This is a genomic window from Myxococcus sp. AB025B, from assembly GCF_006518215.1.
Classification (GTDB): Bacteria; Myxococcota; Myxococcia; order Myxococcales; family Myxococcaceae; genus Myxococcus; species Myxococcus fulvus.
The window spans coordinates 1-19,422 of record NZ_SRLW01000194.1 but is presented as its reverse complement, the minus strand read 5'-3'; the positions used below and the strand labels follow the sequence as shown (position 1 = coordinate 19,422).

At 72.0% G+C, this 19,422-nt stretch carries 17 protein-coding genes; 11 read left to right on the top strand and 6 right to left on the bottom strand.

Going from position 1 to position 19,422, the window contains the following annotated elements; genetic code table 11:
• Positions 1–20: 20 nt before the first annotated feature.
• A complete protein-coding gene (locus FL311_RS27910; RefSeq protein ID WP_141329704.1) occupies positions 21–1,637 on the top strand; it encodes an ATP-binding protein in 1,617 nt (538 codons plus the stop codon).
• On the opposite strand, the gene FL311_RS27905 is transcribed toward FL311_RS27910, so the two are convergent.
• Complete coding sequence (locus FL311_RS27905) at positions 1,634–2,518, bottom strand: 5'-3' exonuclease H3TH domain-containing protein (RefSeq protein WP_141329698.1); 885 nt, start codon at positions 2,516–2,518, stop codon at positions 1,634–1,636. The two genes, FL311_RS27910 and FL311_RS27905, sit on opposite strands and share 4 nt — an antisense overlap.
• Before the next feature lie 223 nt (positions 2,519–2,741).
• Between FL311_RS27905 and FL311_RS27900 the strand changes: the two genes are divergently transcribed.
• The 4 genes from FL311_RS27900 (at position 2,742) to FL311_RS27885 (ending at position 5,647) form a co-directional block, all read left to right on the top strand.
• Positions 2,742–3,101: a DUF4398 domain-containing protein gene (locus FL311_RS27900; RefSeq protein WP_141329696.1), complete on the top strand. Its 360-nt coding sequence runs from the start codon at positions 2,742–2,744 to the stop codon at positions 3,099–3,101.
• Positions 3,102–3,125: 24 nt separating this feature from the next.
• A complete protein-coding gene (locus FL311_RS27895; protein WP_228557126.1) occupies positions 3,126–4,511 on the top strand; it encodes an OmpA family protein in 1,386 nt (461 codons plus the stop codon).
• Between the two features lie 107 nt (positions 4,512–4,618).
• A complete protein-coding gene (locus tag FL311_RS27890) occupies positions 4,619–5,209 on the top strand; it encodes a GNAT family N-acetyltransferase (protein ID WP_141329694.1) in 591 nt (196 codons plus the stop codon).
• A gap of 117 nt (positions 5,210–5,326) precedes the next feature.
• Positions 5,327–5,647 (top strand): multidrug efflux SMR transporter, encoded by a 321-nt coding sequence (locus FL311_RS27885; protein WP_141329692.1) that lies wholly within the window; start codon positions 5,327–5,329, stop codon positions 5,645–5,647.
• 16 nt (positions 5,648–5,663) lie between these two features.
• On the opposite strand, the gene FL311_RS27880 is transcribed toward FL311_RS27885, so the two are convergent.
• A complete protein-coding gene (locus tag FL311_RS27880) occupies positions 5,664–7,739 on the bottom strand; it encodes a S9 family peptidase (RefSeq protein WP_228557125.1) in 2,076 nt (691 codons plus the stop codon).
• Positions 7,740–7,926: 187 nt separating this feature from the next.
• Between FL311_RS27880 and FL311_RS27875 the strand changes: the two genes are divergently transcribed.
• The gene (locus FL311_RS27875) at positions 7,927–8,421 is read left to right on the top strand and encodes a sugar O-acetyltransferase (protein WP_228557124.1); all 495 of its coding nucleotides are present in this window, start codon (positions 7,927–7,929) and stop codon (positions 8,419–8,421) included.
• 6 nt (positions 8,422–8,427) lie between these two features.
• Here the strand turns inward: FL311_RS27875 and FL311_RS27870 are convergent, their stop codons facing one another.
• Positions 8,428–9,177 carry a DUF1338 domain-containing protein gene (locus FL311_RS27870; RefSeq protein ID WP_046710520.1) on the bottom strand — a complete coding sequence of 250 codons (750 nt, stop codon included), beginning with the start codon at positions 9,175–9,177 and terminating at the stop codon, positions 8,428–8,430.
• Positions 9,178–9,662: 485 nt separating this feature from the next.
• A complete protein-coding gene (locus tag FL311_RS27865) occupies positions 9,663–10,187 on the bottom strand; it encodes a hypothetical protein (protein ID WP_141329688.1) in 525 nt (174 codons plus the stop codon).
• Between the two features lie 165 nt (positions 10,188–10,352).
• Between FL311_RS27865 and FL311_RS27860 the strand changes: the two genes are divergently transcribed.
• On the top strand, positions 10,353–10,865 hold the full coding sequence (locus FL311_RS27860) for a GNAT family N-acetyltransferase (RefSeq protein ID WP_141329686.1): 513 nt from the start codon (positions 10,353–10,355) through the stop codon (positions 10,863–10,865).
• Between the two features lie 662 nt (positions 10,866–11,527).
• On the opposite strand, the gene FL311_RS46155 is transcribed toward FL311_RS27860, so the two are convergent.
• Positions 11,528–13,414, bottom strand: coding sequence for a collagen-like protein (locus FL311_RS46155; protein WP_305036173.1), 1,887 nt, complete (start codon positions 13,412–13,414; stop codon positions 11,528–11,530).
• Positions 13,415–13,769: 355 nt separating this feature from the next.
• Here FL311_RS46155 and FL311_RS27850 point away from each other — a divergent pair, with 355 nt between their 5' ends.
• Together FL311_RS27850 and FL311_RS27845 are read left to right on the top strand one after the other, a co-directional pair.
• Entirely contained in the window at positions 13,770–14,294 is a 525-nt protein-coding gene (locus FL311_RS27850) for a phage tail protein (RefSeq protein WP_141329684.1), read from the top strand.
• 244 nt (positions 14,295–14,538) lie between these two features.
• Complete coding sequence (locus tag FL311_RS27845) at positions 14,539–15,588, top strand: AI-2E family transporter (protein ID WP_228557123.1); 1,050 nt, start codon at positions 14,539–14,541, stop codon at positions 15,586–15,588.
• A gap of 4 nt (positions 15,589–15,592) precedes the next feature.
• Here FL311_RS27845 and bioA read toward each other — a convergent pair whose 3' ends face one another.
• Positions 15,593–16,924: an adenosylmethionine--8-amino-7-oxononanoate transaminase gene (gene bioA / locus FL311_RS27840; protein ID WP_141329680.1), complete on the bottom strand. Its 1,332-nt coding sequence runs from the start codon at positions 16,922–16,924 to the stop codon at positions 15,593–15,595.
• A gap of 222 nt (positions 16,925–17,146) precedes the next feature.
• Here bioA and FL311_RS27835 point away from each other — a divergent pair, with 222 nt between their 5' ends.
• Together FL311_RS27835 and FL311_RS27830 are read left to right on the top strand one after the other, a co-directional pair.
• Complete coding sequence (locus FL311_RS27835) at positions 17,147–17,941, top strand: acyl-CoA desaturase (protein ID WP_141329678.1); 795 nt, start codon at positions 17,147–17,149, stop codon at positions 17,939–17,941.
• Between the two features lie 168 nt (positions 17,942–18,109).
• Positions 18,110–19,291, top strand: coding sequence for a GNAT family N-acetyltransferase (locus FL311_RS27830; RefSeq protein ID WP_141329676.1), 1,182 nt, complete (start codon positions 18,110–18,112; stop codon positions 19,289–19,291).
• The last annotated feature ends 131 nt before the right edge of the window (positions 19,292–19,422 follow it).

The following is a 19,422-nucleotide window of genomic DNA, read 5'->3' as shown; positions in this document are numbered from 1 at the left end:
ACCCCCGCCTGCCGGACCCGATGCAGGCCGCGCCCCTGGTGTGGGTGCTCGACGACAGCGCCGGAGAGACGGAGGCCATCCTCCGCGCGCTCACGCCCATCTGCCAGGTGGTGACCTTCACGGATGGCGCCGCGCTGCTGGAGGCGCTGGGCCAGGGCCGCACGCCGGACGTGCTCGTGCTGGACTGGTACCTGCCAGGCATGTCGGGCCTGGAGGTGTGCCGCTTCGTGCGCCAGGGCTCCGCCACCGCGCTGCTGCCCGTGTTGCTGCTCACCGTCAACACCCGCGCGGCCGACGTGGTGGAGGCGATGGCCGCGGGCGCCAATGACTATGTCTTCAAGCCCTTCCGCCCGCTGGAGCTCCAGGCGCGCGTCACGGCCCTGGCCAGCCACGAGCGCAAGCGGCGCCAGCAATTGGAGGACGAGCGCGCGCGGCGGCTGCTCGCGGAGGGCACGCTGACGGAGATGCAGGCGGCCGAGGAGCGCGCGTGGCGCAGCGAGCTGCGCTTCCGGCTGGCCGCCCGGGCCACGCGGGACGCCGTCTGGGAATGGGACCCGCGCACGGGCGCGGTGGATTGGACGAGCGGCCTGCACGAGCAGTTCGGCTACGCCTCCTCCGTCATCCGGGACACGCGCGCCTGGTGGGAGGAGCGGCTGCACCCCGAGGACCGCGAGCGCGTGGTGCGAAGCCTCCGGCTGGCGGTGTCCAGCCAGAGCCACGAGTGGCAGGAGAACTACCGCTTCCAGCGCGGCGACGGCACCTGGGCGCACGTGGTGGACCGCTGCCACATCGTCCGCGACACCGAGGGCATCGCGGTGCAGGTCGTCGGCGCCATGCAGGACGTCACCGAGATGCAGCAGACGGAGTCGGAGCGCCTGCGCCTGCTCGCGGAGGTGCACGCCCAGGCGGACTTCGAGCGGCAGCTCATCGGCATCGTCAGCCACGACTTGCGCAACCCCCTGGGGGCCATCACGCTGGCGGCGTCGCTGCTGGCGCAGACGCCGGACGCGGACGAGCGGCAGCAGCGCAACGTGCAGCGCATCCAGCGCGCGGCGGACCGGGCCACGCGCATGATTCGCGACCTGCTCGACTTCACGCGCGCGCGCCAGGGCCGGGGCCTGCCGGTGTACCCGCGGCTGATGGACCTGCACGAGGTGGTGCACGCGGCGCTGGATGAACTGCAGGTGGCGTGGCCGGACCGGCGCATCCTCTCCGAGTACACGGGCAACGGCGTGGGCCAGTGGGACCCGGACCGCGTGGCGCAGGTGCTCGGCAACCTGGTGGGCAACGCCATGCAGTACAGCGCGCCGGACACGGTGGTGCGCGTCGTCGCGCGGGGCGAGGACTCGGGCGGCGTGGTGCTGGAGGTCCACAACCAGGGCCTGCCCATCCCCCTGGAGCTCAAGTCGCGCATCTTCGAGCCGCTCGAGCGCGGCCTGGAGCGGCCCGAGGACCGGGGCATGCGCAGCATCGGCCTGGGGCTCTACATCGTGCGCAGCATCGTCGTGGCGCACGGCGGGACGGTGGACGTGCGCTCCACGCAGGACGACGGCACCACCTTCACCGTGCGCCTACCGCGACAGGCGCCCGTCGCCCTCCTGCCCCAGGACGACCAGGGCGACAAGGCCGCGGGCTAGTCCACCCAGCGCTTGGGTCGGCGCTTGAGCGTGGTGACGCCCAGCCTGTCGCAGAGCGCCTCGAACTTCTGCCGAGGTACGCCCGCCCAGGCCACGTCCGCGAGCGTCTTCGTCCCGGGCAGCGGCGCGTCCTCCACCAGCGTGGCGAGCTTGCGGTACAGCAGCGCGTCCTCACGGTGGGCGCGCAGCGTGGCGGCCAGCTTGTCCGCGCCGCGCGGCCGCACGGACCAGGTGGAGGCGTCGTCCGGAATCGCCTCCAGCCGGCCATACGCGGACACGAGCGCGGACGCGCCCTTCTCCCCGAAGCCGTCGAGTCCCGGGATTCCATCCGCGACGTCGCCCATCAGCGCCAACAAGTCCGGCACGCTCGTGGGCGGCACGCCCAGCTTCGCGCGCACCGCGTCCTCGTCCAGCACCTTCTCCTGGCGCCGGTCCACCTGCACCACGCGCTGGCCGCGCACGCACTGGCCCAGGTCCTTGTCCGGCGTGCAGATGCGCACCTGCGCCACCTCGCCGCCAAAGCGCGCCGCCGCCGTGGCCAGCGCGTCGTCCGCCTCGTGCTCCTTCATGGACCACACGCGCACGCCCAGCGACGCCACCGCCTCCTCGGCCAGGTCGAACTGCGCGCGCAGCTCCGGCGGCACGCCCTCGTCCCCCTTGTAGTCGGCGAACAGCCTGTTGCGGAACGAGCGGATGGGGTTGTCGAACGCCACCGCCACGTGCGTCACCGCCTCGTCCGCGTCGTGCAGCAGCATGAGCAGTGACGACATCAACCCCACCGTCGCCTTCACGTCCTGGCCGTCCGGCGCGGCGTGGCCCGGCCGGGGCGAGAAGTGGGCGCGGTACAGCTCATACGTGCCATCCACCAGGTGCAGACGCATAGGCCCCACGTCCTATCGCTTGCGACGACGGGCGGCCAGCGCGCGCTGTCGCACCGTCACGCGGCCTCGCGAGCGCAACCCCTGCCCGCCCCACCCCGGGGATGCCCGGTCCCTCCCCGGGCGACTTGTGCCCTCGTGGATTGCCGCGCTGTCGGCCCGAGCACACTTCTGGACCTGGGGCGCGACTACCCGCGCTCCATGGACCGACGGCTGGAGGTAGACCGTGCGCCCGAAGCTGCTTGCCGCGATGCTGTGCGCCACCCTGTTGGGGTGCGCCAGTCAGAGCGTGAAACCCACCTCGAACACCCGACGGACGGAGGCGGTGGCCTCCATGCGCGCCGCGGAAGGAGCCGGCGCAGCACGCGTCCCGGAAGCCGCGCGCCATCTGGAGTTCGCCCGCCAGCAAATCAACCACGGCGAGCAGCTGCTGATGGACGATGACGCGGAAGGCGCGGAGCTGAGCTTCATGCAGGCGGACGCGGACGCGGACCTCGCGCTGGCGCTCGCACGCGCGCTGCCCATGGAGCAGCAGGCGAAGAGAACCACCCAGCAGGCCGAAGCGCTGCGGCGCGGCCTGCAGTGAGCCCCAGTCCGGGAGGAGACCGTCATGGCAGGCAGCAAACATGGTTGGAAGGCCCTCGTCGGAGCCTCGGCGCTCCTCGTGGCGGGGAGCGCGAGCGCGGCCGCGCCGAAGGAGCTGGTGGAGGCCCGCGCCGCCTATCAACAGCTCGCGGCGAGTCCGCAGGGGCGTGAGCGTCCCCGCGACGTGGCCGAGGCCCGCGACGCCCTGCGCGCCGCCGAGCGCGAGTACCAGCGCGACGAGAAGTCCCAGCGCACGCGGGTGCTCTCCTACGTGGCCCTGCGCAAGGCCGAGACGGCGGGCGCCTGGGGCATGGCGGCCATCGCCGCGCGCCAGCAGGCCCAGGCGGAGGTCGCGCTGAACCAGGCCCAGGCGCTCCAGGAGCAGCAGCGCCTGGCGCAGGCCCGTCAGCAGGAGGGCGAGCTGCGGCTGTCCGAGGAGGCCGCGCGGCGTCAGCAGGTGGAGCAGGAGGCGCAGCAGCTGCGCGCCCAGAACGAGGAGCTGCAGCGGCAGGCACATCTGCTCCTGGGCCAGCAGCAGACGCTGAGCCAGGCGGACCAGCAGGCCGCGCAGCAACTGGAGGCAGAGCGTCAGGCGCGCGTGGAGGCCGAGCGACAGGCGGCCGAGGCCATCGCCAGGCTGGACCGGGCCAACAAGGACCTGAAGGTCCGAGAGGAGGCGCGCGGCACGGTGCTGACGCTGTCGGGCAGCGTGCTCTTCGCGTCCGGGGCCTCGGACCTGCTGCCGGCGGCGCGTGACAGGCTGGCGGACGTGGCCCAGGTGCTGAAGGAAGGGGACCGGCCGCTGCTCATCGAGGGACACACGGACTCGCAGGGCTCCGACGCCCTCAACGAGCGGCTGTCCTATCAGCGCGCCGAGCGGGTGAAGGAGTTCCTCATCAACCAGGGCGTGCCCGCCAACCGCATCGAGGCGCGCGGCATGGGTGAGTACCGGCCGGTGGCCTCCAACTCCACCGCCGAGGGCCGCGCGAACAACCGCCGCGTGGAGATCATCCTGGAGCGCGGAGGCTCGCGCGCCGTCGGCGGCAGCGGCCAGGAGCAGCAGCCCGGCACGGGCGGCTCGTCGAGCGGCAGCGGGCAGCAACAGCAGCCCGGCACGGGCGGCTCGTCGAGCGGCGGCGAACAGCAACAGCCCGGCACGGGCGGCGGCTCGTCGAGCGGCGGCGGACAACAGCAGCAGCAGCCCGGCATGGGCGGCGGCTCGTCGAGCGGCGGCGGGCAGCAGGCGCCGGAGTCGGGCGCGGTGCATGACGAGGACTTGGGGGACGCCCAGCAGCCCGGCACCGGCGGCTCGGGTGACACCTCCGAGAGTGGCGGCCAGCAGGACACGTCCGACGACCACCACCAGTTCCATGGCTCGGGCGACGGTGCGAGTCAGGACGTGCGGCAGTAGCGCCTCACCGCTCCCGCTCGGAGAAGACGCTCCGGGCGGGAGCTTTCTTTTCCGGGGGCGTGCGGGACAGCGCGTGGCGCGTTAGCTTCCGCGGCCGCCGACACGCCATGGACTCCGACAAGCCCATCGTCCTGCTCACCACCGAGCGCCTGCGCATCACCCAGCTCCCTCCAGACGGGGCCGCGCGCGTCGTGGCCTACCACGAGGCCAACCGCGACCACCTGGGCCTGGTGTCCCCCTCGCGTCCCGGCAACTTCTACACGCTGACGTACTGGCGCACGCGGCTGGCGCAGGACCTGGAGGACGCGCGCTTCGACCGCTCCCTGCGCCTCGTCGTGCTGCCCCGCGACGCGCCGCCCTCCTCCGCGCCCGTCATCGGCAACATCTCGCTCGCGCACATCCGCCGGGGGCCCCTGCAGGCCACCGACCTGGGCTATGGGCTGGACCAGCGCCACGAGGGCAAGGGCTTGATGACGGAGGCCCTGCGCGCCGTCTGCGCCCACGCGTTCCACGGCATGGGCCTGCACCGCATCCAGGCCAACCACCTGCCGGAGAACCTGCGCAGCGCGGCGGTGCTGCGCCGGCTGGGCTTCGTGGTGGAGGGCTACGCCCGGGACTTCCTGGAGATCAACGGCCGCTGGAGGGACCACGTGCTCACCTCCCTCGTCGCCCCCGAGGACAGGCCCGGCGCCCGGTAGCCCACCCCCGCGAGACCTTCGTCCGCGTCCCCCGGCTCACCGTCCCAGTCGGAGCGAAGACGCACTGGCCACGCGGTCCCGGAGCGTCTACGGACAGCGAGGACTGGAGGTCGGCACATGGCGTATCTCTTCCTGCTCGGGGCCATCGCCTTCGAGGTGGCCGCGACGAGCCTGATGAAGTCCACCGAGGGCTTCACCCGGCTGTGGCCCACCGTGGCGTGTCTCACCGGCTATGGCGTGGCCTTCGCGCTGCTGTCGCAGGCGGTGAAGCAGGTGCCCATCGGCGTCGCGTACGCGATGTGGTCCGGGCTGGGCACCGCGGCCATCGTGGTCATCGGCGTCAGCTTCCTCGGTGAGGCCATCAACGTCACCAAGGTGGCCGGCATCCTGCTCATCATCGGCGGCGTCGTGCTGCTCAACCTGCGCGGCGCCCACTGAAGCCACGGGCACCGTCTCAGCGGGGCAGCAGCGACGTCCTGGCCGCGCCGCCGGCCGAGCCGGAGGGCAGGTGCGCGTCCATCCACTCCACCGTGCGTCGCATCCGGTCCACCACGTGCTCGGGCTTGCGCAGGGTGTGGCCCTCGTCCGCGTAGACCACGAGCTGCGTCTTCACGCCCAGCTCCTTCAGCGCGCGGTGGAACTCGTGGCCTTGCGTCACGGGCACCTCCAGGTCCCGCTCGCCGTGCAGCACCAGCGTGGGCGTGCGCGCCAGCTTCATGGAGTTGATGGGGGAGCTGCGCGTGTAGATTTCCGGCTCGTCGTACAGGGACGCGCCGAAGTACGGCTTCATCCACGCGTCGATGCGGTTGGTGCCGTAGTAGCTCTGCCAGTTGGAGATGCCCGCGCCCGCCACCGCCGCGCGGAAGCGCTGCGTCTGCGTCACCGCCCACATCGCCATGAAGCCGCCGTAGCTCCACCCCGTCACACCCAGCCGCGCGGGGTCCACCGGCGCGCGCGCCAGCACCGCGTCCACGCCGGACAGGATGTCGCGCAGGTCCCCGAAGCCGAAGTCGCGCCGGTTGGCCTGGGTGAACTCAGCCCCCTGGCCGAAGCTGCCCCGGTAGTTGGGCAGGAAGACGTAGTAGCCGCGCGCGGTGAACATCAGCACGTCCGGGCGGAAGCCCGGGACGACGCCCGCCGCGGGCCCGCCGTGCACCATCGTCACCATGGGCGCCCGCACGCCGGGGGGCGGCGCCATCGACGGGGGCGGCGCCACCAGCCAGCCCTGCACCTCCACCCCGTCGCTCTTCCACGTCAAATCCCTCGCCTCTCCCACCAGCGCGCGCAGGTCCTCCTCGCGCCGCGTGACGCGCTCCCACGCCCCCACCGGCCCCACCCAGAGGTTCTGCGCCCTGGAGAACGACTCGCGCACCACCGCGCTCACCTTGCCGTCGCGCGACAGCGACAGCCCCACCTGACCGCGCGCGCTGATGCGCTCGGCCCCCTTCCACAGCACGCGCGGCTCACCCGGCTGCGTCGGGTCCACCGTGGCCACCGCCGACTCGCCCCGCACCTGCGCGCCGAACACCAGCGAGCGCGCCGACACCCACTCGAGAGACATCGCGGTCGCCTTCATCCCCGCCGTGAGGTTGCGCGCCTTGCCGCCCTCCAGCGGCACCAGCATCACGTCCCCGCCGTTGGAGCCGTGGTCGCTCATCAGCCCCTCGATGACGGCCACCTGCTTGCCGTCGGGGCTCCACGTGGGCTCGGTGAGCTGCCACTTCGGCGCGTACAGCACGCGCGAGCGCGCGTTCGCCGTCTCCACCACGTGCAGCTTCGCCAGCCACCAGCTCGCGTCCCCCGGCGGCGGCGCGCCGGTGTACGCAAGCTTCGCCGCGTCCGGGCTCCACGCGAACTCGTAGACGAAGGTCTGCTCCGGCGTGACGAAGCGATGCGAGCCCTCCGCCACCGACACCACCGCCACCCGCTGCACCGGATGCGACTCGCGCACCACGCCCGTCTCGCGCGCGCCGGGACCGCGGGGCCCCAGGGCCTGCGCCGCGCCCTCGCCCTGCATCACCAGCACCGCCACCGACGCGCCGTCCGGCGACCACCGGGGCGAGGCGATGGGGCTCTCGAAGGACGTCAGCTTCGTCGCGACGCCCTCCTTCAGGTCCGCCACGTACACCTGCGTCCTGCCACGCTGGTGCCCGTCCGACAGGAACAGCAGCCGCCGCCCCTCCGGGCTCCACTGGATGGAGGACTCGTCACACGTCTTGCCCTCGGGACAGGCGCTCACCAGCAGCGCCTTCGGCTCGCGCGCGCCCAGCTCCATCGCCTGGATGAGCGTGCCGCCCGTCGCCGCCACCTCCACCCACGCCAGCCACTCGCCGTCCGGAGACACCGCCACCTGTTTGAAGCGCGTGGTGCGTCCCATCACACCCAACAGGCTCTCCACGGAGGGCTTGCTCGACTTCGTCGCGCCACCCCGGGGGACACTCACCGCCAGGTCGAACGCGGACGGCGCGGGCGCCGACTCCTGCGCGACGACGGGCGCCGCGAATCCCAGCACGGCGACCAGGGCCAGCATTCTCGCCACCATCCGAATCAACACATCCCCCCACGGGTCAGGAAGAGGGCACCAGACTACATGAGTGGGACGGCGCTTCGCGCCCATTCCCACCCCACGCCGCCTTCGTTGGACCTCGGAAATTTGGGCGTGCGAGCACAATCCCTCACGTCCATCCCCCAACGAAGCACCGGACAGCTTCCGCGTCGTGCCCGCGCGGGCGTGGACGCTGCCGGCCAGGGCACGGACCGAGCTGGAGAAGATGCTGGCCATCGAGCTGCACAACGGCTGGGACGCGCAGCTCACGGCGGCGCGCTCCCGGGCGCGGCGGCTCCCGCCCGCCTGCAACGACACGCGCATGGACGACGAGGACCCGCGCAAGCACGTGTACATGAACCTCCAGTGCGTCATCCTGGATGGCAACCGGGTGACGATTGGAGACGACGTGTCCTTCGGCCCCAACGTGCACATCCACGCGGCCACGCACCCGCTCGACGCGGACGAGCGCATCAAGGGCCCGGAGCTGTCCAGGCCCGTCACCATCGGCGCGAAGACGTGGGTGGGCGGCGGCACCCTCATCCTCCCCGGCGTCACCGTCGGGGAGGGCGTCACGCTGGGCGCCGGCGGCGTGGTGACGAAGGACGTGCCGCCCCATGTCCTCGCCGCGGGCCACCCCGCCCGCGTCATCCGCGCGCTGCGCTGACGGACTTCAGCGCTTCGTCATGTCGAACAGCGCGCGCGCCTGCGGACCCAGGAAGCCGTCGAAGTCCGGCGCGCGCTGCGCAATCTCGAAGTACGCGTAGGGCCAGGGGCGACGGCCTCCCTCGCGCAGGGCCACCGACAGCGGGGCCGCCTGGGTGGCCGTCTGCCTGAGCGACGTGCCCGGCGCGCCCTCGATGTCCGCCTTCATGGGCACGCCCGCCTCCCGCATGCGGTGCTGCCACGCCTCCACGTCATCCACGGAGCCGGTGAAGTGGTTCACCTTGCGGCCGAAGGCGAGCAGCCAGGCGCCGTACTGCGACTCCTTCTCCAGCTCCAGCAGCGCGGCCTCCGACGGCGGCGGCGGCGAGCAGAACCACGACGCCAGCGCGTCCACGTCCTCGGGCGGGGGCGGGTCGTCCGGCAGCGTGGCCAGCAGCTCCCGGGCTCGCGGCGACAGCTCCTCCGACTTCAGCTCGGAGATGAAGACGCGCGGCAGCCCCTCCGGGTGCGACAGGTAGATGGCGGACAGGTGCGCGTCGGGGAACGTGTACGCCCCCGCTGGCTTCCAGCCCAGCCGCTCGAAGGGACGCGAGAACAGCGCGATGCCTCCGCCGGGCCGCGCCAGCGAGCGCAGCGCGACGTGGTCATTGCGGAAGCTGCCCCCGGAGAGCTGCACGAAGGTGCGCGCGTAGGGCACCTCCGAGGCATAGCGCTCCCAGAGGAGGTCCAACAGCCGGGTGGCTTGTGAGGTCGACATGGCGGGACAGTCTAATCCGCCAGGAAAAGTGCGGCGGCGCGCGGCCCCGAGCCCTTGGAGGGGATTTCGTTCGGAGACGCGCGCCGCGCGCTAGAGACTCGCCTTGGAGTTTCGAGTCTCTGTGTCCTTGTCCTTGGTATGCATTGACTTCCGTACCGGCCCGCTCCGCACCACTTGAAGTCGTGCGGCCAAATAGGGTGTGACGTTGGAAAACGCCAGCGCGACGCAAGAGTGAGCATCAAAGTCCCATTGCGCCAGCCTGTAGCCCCACTAATTGACACAATTGTGAACGTAAAGTTTCGTCCCCGCTGTGCCCGCACCGCCGGACTGGAACGAAAACCCCCGAGCGAGCCCGCGTGCGCACCACCTTCCGAGAAGGAGAGCGGCGCGGATGACCTCGTCCCCTCTCGATTTCTTGCCGCGCGGAAGGCAACCGGCGGCTTGCCCGCATGGATGACGCACCGCTCCATGCGTGATGGAACAGGTCAGTGGAGGTGCTCGGGGTACATGGGCAGGCCGTGGAAGAAGCGGCGGCCGGACTCGAAGCGGCGGTGGAAAGAGACGCGGTCCTCCACGTAGAGGCGGGCCATGTCCTCCTCGCCGTAGGCGCGGAAGAAGGCGGCGCGGGCCTCGTCGCAGGCGCCCTCGTACTCGGCGAGCAGGGCCTCCCAGTCCTCGGGGGGCGGCTCGTCGGCGTCGTGCCACACGCCGTCCTCCATGCCGTACTCGCGCTCCATCAGGTCCAGTTCCAGCGCGAGCCGCTGGACGCGCGGCACCTCCGTCAGCGCCTCGTCCGCCATGGCGGTGAGGATGTGGGCCACCAGGAAGAAGCCGGCGTCCGGCGGTACGACGCCCTCCTCGCGCGCGGCACGAAAGGCCACCAGCAGCTGCGCGTCCATCGCGTCGTCCCCGAGCTCCAGGAGCCGGGCGGCGAGTCCACGCCACTTCTCCTCGGTCTCGCGGGCCTCCTGGAGGGCCCGGCTCAGCTCGGGGTCTCGGGTCTTCTTCATCGCGTACTCCTATCGGGAATGCACCGAAGCTCTCATCCAGGTCTGACGTCCGGCCCCGCGCCTCGCGGACGTGGGGGGCCGGGGGTTGCTTCAATCCGCGTCGCCGGTTGGACGCGGGCGCCCGGCGGCGTGTCGGGTGGTGGACGCCCGGGTGTCCGCGCGTCCATGCTGCCCGGCACCGTGCCGCTCACCTCGCGTCCCCGCGCTCCCTCCGACGACGGCTTCCTCTTCGACCTGTACGCCAGCACGCGTGCGGGCGAGCTGGCGACGTGGGGTTGGACACCCGCGCAGCGCGAGGCGTTCCTGCGCATGCAGTGGTTGGCGCGCGGGCGCGACTGGGCCGTGCGCTATCCGACGGCCGAGGACCGGGTGGTGTTGGTGGCGGGTCAGCCCGCCGGCAGGCTGCTGGTGGCTCGAGGTGCGCGGGAGTGGCGATTGGTGGAGCTCGCTCTGCTTCCCTCCCACCAGGGCGCGGGCCTGGGGACACGGCTCTTGCGTGAGCTGTTGGACGCGGCCACCGAGGCCCGGGTGCCCGTGCGGCTGCACGTGCTGCACGACAGCCCCGCGCGCGGGCTGTACGCCCGGCTGGGCTTCCAGGAGGAGCCGTCCTCACAGCCCCCGGACGCGGGGCCGCCGTATGTCGCCATGCAATGGAGTCCCGCGCCACGCGCGGGGTGAGGGCCAGGAGGGCCGTCTCGGGGGAAACGCGCCATGCCTCGAAGGACGAACGGGCCTCGCGCCGATTGCGCGCGAGGCGGCCCGTGTCCTGGAGGCAACGGACCGCCTCGCCTTCGTGGCCCGCGTGATTGCCGCGGCCCCCCTCCGACACGAAGGCGAGTCGTTCCGCCCGGCTCCAGACCGCATCCACCGCGACGCCGCGTCATGGACTCCGTGAGGAGCCGCGCGGCGCGCGCCGGGATGCACCGCCGCCCGGAGGTGGGCCGACCTTCCGGGGTGCAACCTCCGCGGGCGACATGAGGCACCCGCACACGAGGGCCGGGCGTCCTGTCGCTTCCGCGAAGTCCTGCCGAGGCGAAGCCCGCTCGGGCCGCCTCACCGTCAACATCAACAGCGTGGCTCCGCGCGCCGCCGCGAGGTCCTCGTTTCCCCGATGAGACCTCCGAGGATGCCGTGCTCCACCGCCAGTCCGGAGGGACCGACGATGGCCGCGACCCACGACCCTCGATGAGACCTCGGGGGAGGAGGCCGTGCTCCACCGCCAGTCCGGAGGGACCGACGATGACCGCGACCCACGACCCTCGATGAGACCTCGAAGGAGGAGGCCGCGCTCCACCGCCGGTCCGGAGGGACCGACGATGGCCGCAATCGACTCCCTCGAATCAGAGGAAGAGGTTCTCCGGGGTCGGCACCACCGTCTGGATGACGTAGCCATCCGCGCCCGCGCCGGGCTGGGTGGGGGCCGTGATGTTTCCGACACCACCCGAGCCGCCCGCGCCGCCCATGGCGCCACCACCACCGCCCGCCTGGATGACCTGGCTGGTGCCAGTGGGAAGCGCCGTCGTCCCAGCCGCGCCGCCGGTGACGACGAGGCCGCCAGTGATGGTGGGCGCAACGGAGGAGACGACCTGGATGATGCCGCCGCCACCACCGCCGCCGCCGCCCTTGCCCGCGCCGCCCAGGTTGTTGCCGTTCACGCCGGGGCCGCCCTGCGCGCGGACGAAGCCCTGCACGACCACGCCGGCCTTGCCGAGGATGACCACCACGCCACCCGCGCCGCCACCGGCGCCGGGGGTGTTTTCGAGCACATTGCCACCCGACGCGCCCGAGGCATTGATGACGCCCGAGCCCTGGATGCGCACGGTGCCCTGGGACAGGATGACCAGCGAGCCACCGCCGCCGCCGAACGGACCCGCCACCGTGCGCGCGCCCGAGCCGCCGCCCTTGTTGCCGGGCCGCAAGAGCTGCGCCGCGTGGACGGGCGAGACGCCGAGCCCACCCGAGGGCTCACCCGCCGGAGCGCGGGACAGGCCCGAATCCGCCCCGCCCGGGCCCGTGTCCAACGAGCCCGGGTCGACGATGATGGTGCCGCTGATGGTGACGTCGCCCGTGGCCCGGATGACGGTGCCGCTCGGGACGATGAGCGTGCCGGAGACGTTCACGGTGGTGAACTGCATGTGGTGCCGTCCCGCGAGGGTGGAGAACCCGCTCACCGTGGTCAGGTCGACCGTGTTCGCGACGGTGTACGCGCCGGCCGAGCCATCACCGAACACGCCCGTCGAGCCCGCCGGGCCCTGAGGGCCCGTGGCGCCGGTGGCCCCCGCCGCGCCCGTGGCTCCCACGGGCCCCTGCGCGCCCGTGGCGCCGGTGGCCCCCGTGGCGCCCGTCGCGCCGGGCACCCCCTGCGGCCCCTGGGCGCCGTTGCACACGTAGCGCGTCAGCGCCGCGTTGACCTCGCCCGCGTCCAGCACGCCGTTGCCGTTGGCGTCCTGGCCGAACTGCAGCCGCACGCCGCCCGTCGCGCAGTTGGCTCCAGCGGCCTCCGCGGACGTGGCCGCGACCGAGTGGATGCCCGCGGCGCCCTGCGGACCCGTCTCACCGCGCAGGCCCTGCGGACCCTGGGGACCCTGCGCCCCCGTCTCGCCGCGCGGGCCCTGCTCGCCCTGGGGACCCGTCTCACCTCGCGGGCCCACCGGGCCCACCGCGCCGGTGTCACCGCGAGGCCCCTGCTCACCCCGGGGACCCACCTCGCCTTGAGGACCCACGGGGCCCTGCGCGCCCGTCTCCCCCCGCGCGCCCTGCGGACCCTGGGGGCCGTTGCACACGTAGCTGGTGGCATCCACCTCGTCCGTGTCCAGCGTCCCATCGCCGTCGTCGTCGACGCCCGTGTCGATTCTCACGCCGCCCGTCGCGCAGTTGGCGCCAGCGTCCTCCACGGACGTGCGGGCCAGGGAGCGCTTGCCCTCGGGCCCTTGAGGACCGGCGGGACCACCCGCGGGGCCCTCTGGCCCCTGCGGCCCCTGCGGCCCCACGGGGCCGACAGCGCCCGTGTCACCCTTCGGTCCAACGTCCCCCTGCGCGCCCGCGGGACCCTGTGCCCCCGCGGGTCCCTGCTCACCGGCAGGCCCCGCGGGTCCTTGCGGTCCCTGCGGCCCCTGGGGCCCCTGCTGACCTTCGTCACAGCCGGTCAACGACAGCAGCGCCACCACGGGTAGAGCCGTCAGCCACCGCGACCAGGTCGCGGCGCCTTGCCATTTCATCTGAGCCATGGATGCTTCTCCCCTCTTGTCGAACCTCGGCGAGCGAGCCAGAGCAAGTCACGAGCCAGGATGGATTATCGAGCCGTTCGCCGCCGACCCACCAGGGCGGGCGTGCTTGTGATTCGAATCCCGCCCGCCACGGAACGCCCGTTCGCGTTCCCTCGGGACGCGGCGCCGTCACACCGGAACGCATGACGCACGCGGACGGGAAGCCCCTTCGCGGGCGCCCCTCCTCTTGGAGCAGGGACCGACACACGGCCCTGATTCGTCTCAGACCCAGGAGGAAGGGCTGGCCGATGCTTTGCTCTGGTGTGTGTGACGCGTACTCATTGGCGCGTGAAACACACACACGAAAGGTGTACCCATGTCCGAGCCATACATTGGTGAAATCCGCATGTTCGCGGGCAACTTCGCGCCGCGCGGTTGGGCCTTCTGCCAGGGGCAGATCCTCGCCATCGCGCAGAACACCGCGCTGTTCGCGATTCTCGGCACGACGTATGGCGGCAACGGGCAGACGACGTTCGCGCTGCCGGACCTGCGCGGTCGCTATCCGATGCAGCCGGGCCAGGGGCCGGGGCTGTCGCCGCGGACGCTCGGCGAGCAGGGCGGCAGCGAGACGGTGACGCTGATTTCGAACCAGATGCCGCAGCACACCCACAGCCTCAACGTCAGCTCGCAGCAGGGTGACACGGAGACGCCGGTGGGCACGGTGCTCGCGGCGGACAACAACGGCACCATCTTCAACTACCGCGCGGCGCCCATCGACGGGACCATGAACCCGGCGGCCATCGGCATCGCGGGCGGCAGCCAGCCCCACAACAACATGTCGCCGTTCCTCTGCCTCAACTTCATCATCGCGCTGGAAGGCATCTTCCCCTCGCGCAACTGACGCATCCCACGTCACGGCCAGGCGCGTCCCCTCACGCGCCAGCTGTCGACCCGTGGACAGGCCTCGTGATGGCCGGACGTCGGGCTGGAGCCCACTCCACAGCCGGGCCGCTCCGGGCATGCGGGCACTGGCGCTCCGGCCCCATCGTGCTTACCGCGACACGGTGAACGGTGAGCCGGGGCCCGGGGGTACGGTGGCGGAGCAGGATGGAGCGAAGCAGCGCTCTCAGGTGACACCGAAGACGGTGTTCACCGTGTGTTTCGCGGTGCTGGCGGTGGTGGCGCTCGTGGTGCTCGTGGTGCGCACGCGCGTGGCGCTCACGCTGACGGGCATCGCGGCGCTGATTGCGCTCGCGCTGGAGCACGGCGTGTCGCGGCTGGAGCGCTGGCGGGTGCCGCGCGCGCTGGCCATCGCGTTGATGCTGGCCGGCGCCCTGACGGTGCTGGCGACGCTGGCGCTGCTGGTGATTCCGGCGACGGCGGCGCAGGTGGACGCGCTCGTGGTGCAGTGGCCGCAGCTCTGGCAGGAGGTGCGCGACTCCCGCCCGTTCCGAGGGCTGAACCAGCGGCTCCACAACCTGGGCTGGATTCGCCCGCTCGAGGACGCGACGCCGGAGCTGGCGACGGGGACCTTGCCCTCGCTGCTCATGTACGCGCTGGGCAGCATGGTGGGGCTCGTCGGCGGCGCGCTGAGCGTCTTCTTCCTGGTCGTGTTCATGCTCGTCTTCGGCGGCGGCCTGCTCAAGCGGCTGCTCGACCTGCCCAAGCCCGAGCACCGGCTGCGCTACGTGCGCGTGATGCGCAACGTGTATCGGGCCACGGGCGGCTACCTGACGGGGCTCACGCTCATCTGCACGTTCAACGCGCTGCTCACCTCCGCGGTGCTCGCGGCCATGGGCGTGCCGTACTTCCTGCCGCTGGGCATCATGAGCGGCTTCTCCAGCATGGTGCCCTATGCGGGGCCCGTGGTGGCCGGCGGCTTCATCACCCTGCTGACGTGGGCCACGGGCGGCATGTGGATGGCGCTGGGCGTGCTCGCGTACTTCGTGCTGTACGGACAGCTGGAGGGCAACGTGCTGGCGCCGCTCGTCTTCCGCCGCACGGTGCACGTCAACCCGCTGCTCATCCTGCTCGCGGTGCTCTTCTGCGCGGAGCTGGGCGGCATCGTCGGCGCGGTGGTGGCGGTGCCCGTCGCGGCCACGGTGCAGATCATCTTCCGGGAGATCCTCCTCTTCCGGCAGGAGCGCCGCATCACCAGGCCCGAAGCACCACCACCGCCCTCCGTGCTGACCTGAGGCTTCAGCTCCCCGCCACCTCGCGCAGCGACTCCTCCATGCCGCCCAGCAGCTCGTCGAGCGCTGTGTCCGGGATGTTCAGCGCGGGGGCGATGTACACGGTGTCGCCGAGCGGGCGCAGGTACAGCCCCCGCTTGCGCGCGGCCTCGTACACACGCCATCCACCGCTGGCGAGATAGCCACCGCCGCCCAGGTCCACCGCGCCCACCATGCCCACGGCGCGCGGGCGCACCAGGCCCGGAATCGTCGCGGCCATCCGCTCGAACGCGGCCTTCACCTTCGGCGCCTTGCGCGCCACCTGCCCCAGCACGTCCTCGTCCCGGTACACCGCCAGCACCTCGCGCGCGATGGCGGCGCCCAGCGGGTTGCCGCAGTACGAGTGCCCGTAATACAGCGCCCGCGACGACGCGCCGAGGAAGCCCGAGAAGATGCGCTCCGACGCGAGCGTCACCGCGAAGGGCATCAGCCCGCCCGACAGCGCCTTGGCGAGGCAGAGCAGGTCCGGCACCACGCCCGCCAGGTCCACCGCGAAGCGCGCGCCGGTGCGGCCCAGGCCGGTGAAGACCTCGTCGGCGATGAGGAACGTGTCCACCCGGCGGGTGGCCTCGCGCACCGCGCGCAGGAAGTCCGGCGAGTACATCTGCATGCCGGAGGCGCCCTGGATGATGGGCTCCACGATGACGCCCGCGATGTCCGCCGGGTGCTCGCGCAGCGCGGCCTGCACCTGGTCGAAGGCGCGCTCCCAGCCGCCCTCCTCCGCCGGCGACGGCACGTGCACCACGTCGAACAGCAGCGGGCCGAAGATGTCCCGGAACTCGCGCACGCCGCCCACGCTGGTGGAGCCCAGCGTCTCGCCGTGGAACGCGCCCGTCAGCGTGATGAAGCGCGTGCGCTTGGGCTGCCCGTTCTGCGCCCAGTACTGCGCGGCCATCTTGATGGCCACCTCCACCGCGGTGCTCCCGTTGTCCGAGTAGAAGACGCGCGACAGCCGCTCCCCCGAGGAGAGGTCCGCGCGCTGTGCGCCCGGGGCGATGGCGACCAGCTCGGCGGCGAGCGCGGCGGCGGGCTCGTGCGTGATTCCGGCGAGCGAGACATGGGGCAGTCGGCCCGCCTGCTCGACGAGGGTGCGCACCAGGCGCGGGTGACGGTGGCCCAGGGTGGACACCCACCAGGAGCCGTTGGCGTCCAGGTAGCGCCGCCCGTCGACGTCGAAGAGGTAGGGCCCCTCCGAGCGCGCGATGACCAGCGGGTGGGTCCCCGCGATGTACGCCTCCATGGCGGTGTACGGGTGCCAGACGTGCCGCTTGTCCAGCTTGACGATGTCGGCCCGCTCCATGGTGTTCCCCTTTGCTGCGTGTGACGTGTCGGCGGAGCGCTCCGTACCGGAAACCGGGCCCCTTGCGCCGTGTGTCAACGCGGCGGGCCACACGTTGGACTGATGGGGGCCTGAAGCCGGGGGCCATGCGGGCGTCCCGGAGAGGCGTCTTCCGGCCCGGGATGACGTGGCCATGACATGGGCGGTGTTGTCTCTCCTGGACACCGAACCGGGAAAAGCGCCATGGCCGTCCTCATCTTCTTCGTCTCGCACTGGCTGCTCTGTGTGTTCTTCCAGAGCTTCTTCCAGCACCGGTACGCCGCGCACCGCATGTACACCATGGGTCCGCGCACGGAGCGGGTGATGCACCTGCTCACCTACCTGGTGCAGGGCTCGTCGTACCTGTCGCCCAAGGCCTACGCGATTCTTCACCGCGAGCACCACGCCTTCTCGGACACGGAGAAGGACCCGCACTCGCCGCACTTCTTCACGGACGTGTTCCGGATGATGCTGCATACGAAGAAGCGCTACGACGACTTCGCGTCGGGCAAGGGTGAGACGGAGAAGCGCTTCCTCGGGGGCTATCCCGAGTGGCCGCTGGTGGACGACACGCTGCGCACCTCGTGGGTGGCGACGCTGGGCTGGGTGGCGTTCTATTCCTCGTTCTACGTGCTGTTCGCCACGTCGCCCTGGCAGTTCCTGCTGTTGCCGGTGCACTTCCTGATGGGGCCGGTGCACGGGGCCATCGTGAACTGGTGCGGCCACAAGTACGGCTACCGGAACTTCGACAGCAGCGACAAGTCGCGCAACACGCTGCCGGTGGAGGTGCTGTGCATGGGTGAGCTGTTCCAGAACAACCACCACAAGTACGGCAGCAGCCCGAACTTCGCGGCGCGCAGGTTCGAGGTGGACCCCACGTGGCAGGTGATGCGCGTGCTGGCGAAGCTGGGTGTCATCCGCATCGCCACGCCCCAGCGCGCGGTGTGGCCGGAGCCCCGCGAGGCGGCGCGTGAGGCGGGGGCCGCCCGGGCGGCCTGAAGCGTCCAGGGGCCCCGAGGGACTCCTCCAGGCATTGAAGGACAAGGCGCGCCGAGGGGATGACCGTCCCCCCGGCGCGAGTCGTTTCCGGCCGTTACCCCCACCGGAGGCCGGGCGAGCGGGCGGGTGGGCGGCGCGGACGCGGGGCACGCGTTAGAACTGCTCCCCGTGCCTACAGAGACCCCGCTCCGCCTCCGTATCCTCGACGCAGTGACAGACGTCCCGGCCGCTGACTGGGACGCGCTGACCGGCCTGGACGCACCGCCCTTCATCAAGCACGCGTGGCTGGCGGCGATGGAGGAGAGCGGCAGCGCCACCGAGGAGACCGGGTGGGCGCCGCATCACCTGACGCTGTGGCGGGGCGAGAAGCTGGTGGCCGCGGCGCCCGCGTATCGCAAGTTCCACAGCATGGGCGAGTACATCTACGACTTCGGATGGGCGGACGCGGCGGCCCGGCTGGGCGTGGAGTACTACCCGAAGCTCATCGTCGGCGGGCCGCTGTCCCCCGCCACGGTGCCGCGCCTGCTGGTGGCCTCGGGAGAGGACGTGCCCGCGATGCGCAAGGCGCTGCTCACCGCGGCGGTGGAGAGCGCCGAGGAGGCAGGGTGCTCGTCGGTGCACTTCCTCTACCCGACGGACGACGAGGCGGACTTCCTGGAGGAGCAGGGGCTGGCGCGTCGGGTGACGCTCCAGTTCCATTGGAAGAACCCGGGGTACGGCGGGTACGACGACTACCTCTCGCGGTTCGACTCCAAGCGGCGGAACCAGCTCAAGCGCGAGCGGGCGGCGGCGGCCACGCAGGGAATCCTGCTGCGCACGGTGCGGACCACGGAGCTGACCCCGGCGCACGCGAAGCGCGCGTATGAGTTCTACACGGCCACGTGCGAGCGGCACGCGTGGGGGCAGATACAACTCACGCCGGGGTTCTTCTCGCGGGTGTTCAAGGCGATGCCGGACCAGGTGGAGATGGTGGAGGCGGTGCGCGAGGGCCGGGTCATCGCGGGGGCGTTCAACCTGGCGACGAAGGAGCGGCTCTATGGCCGCTATTGGGGCAGCACGGAGGAGCACCCGTTCCTGCACTTCCACGTGTGCCTGTACCACTCGGTGGACGACTGCATCCGCGCGGGGCGCAAGGTGTTCGAGCCGGGCGCGGGCGGTGAGCACAAGGTGTCACGAGGCTTCGAGCCCACGGCGGTGCACAGCGCGCACGTCATCTTCGACCGCAGGCTGGACAGCGCGGTGCGCGACTACGTGCGGCGCGAGCGGGCGCGGCTGAACATGGCGGTGGAGGAGGCCGAGCAGATCTGCGGCCTCAAGCCCTGGCCCCTGAAGCAGGCCAGCGGCACCTGACCCTCGTCGGCCGAGACTTTCCGCCGGATTCGCGGGGCTCCAAGGGTGCCGAGCCGCCGTGCAGGCACCTCCAGGCCCCCCGCTGGGCCTGCGCCAAGGCCTTGCCCCGAGGACGAGCCCCTCCCCAGACC

Excerpts from the sequence above, each read along its gene's own strand:
- FL311_RS27910 (WP_141329704.1), top strand. The coding sequence starts at position 21 with ATGCAGGCCGCGCCCCTGGTGTGGGTGCTCGACGACAGCGCCGGAGAG.
- FL311_RS27905 (WP_141329698.1), bottom strand. The coding sequence starts at position 2,518 with ATGCGTCTGCACCTGGTGGATGGCACGTATGAGCTGTACCGCGCCCAC.
- FL311_RS27895 (WP_228557126.1), top strand. The coding sequence starts at position 3,126 with ATGGCAGGCAGCAAACATGGTTGGAAGGCCCTCGTCGGAGCCTCGGCG.
- FL311_RS27890 (WP_141329694.1), top strand. The coding sequence starts at position 4,619 with ATGGACTCCGACAAGCCCATCGTCCTGCTCACCACCGAGCGCCTGCGC.
- FL311_RS27885 (WP_141329692.1), top strand. The coding sequence starts at position 5,327 with ATGGCGTATCTCTTCCTGCTCGGGGCCATCGCCTTCGAGGTGGCCGCG.
- FL311_RS27880 (WP_228557125.1), bottom strand. The coding sequence starts at position 7,739 with ATGCTGGCCCTGGTCGCCGTGCTGGGATTCGCGGCGCCCGTCGTCGCG.
- FL311_RS27870 (WP_046710520.1), bottom strand. The coding sequence starts at position 9,177 with ATGTCGACCTCACAAGCCACCCGGCTGTTGGACCTCCTCTGGGAGCGC.
- FL311_RS27865 (WP_141329688.1), bottom strand. The coding sequence starts at position 10,187 with ATGAAGAAGACCCGAGACCCCGAGCTGAGCCGGGCCCTCCAGGAGGCC.
- FL311_RS27860 (WP_141329686.1), top strand. The coding sequence starts at position 10,353 with ATGCTGCCCGGCACCGTGCCGCTCACCTCGCGTCCCCGCGCTCCCTCC.
- FL311_RS46155 (WP_305036173.1), bottom strand. The coding sequence starts at position 13,414 with ATGGCTCAGATGAAATGGCAAGGCGCCGCGACCTGGTCGCGGTGGCTG.
- FL311_RS27850 (WP_141329684.1), top strand. The coding sequence starts at position 13,770 with ATGTCCGAGCCATACATTGGTGAAATCCGCATGTTCGCGGGCAACTTC.
- bioA (WP_141329680.1), bottom strand. The coding sequence starts at position 16,924 with ATGGAGCGGGCCGACATCGTCAAGCTGGACAAGCGGCACGTCTGGCAC.
- FL311_RS27835 (WP_141329678.1), top strand. The coding sequence starts at position 17,147 with ATGGCCGTCCTCATCTTCTTCGTCTCGCACTGGCTGCTCTGTGTGTTC.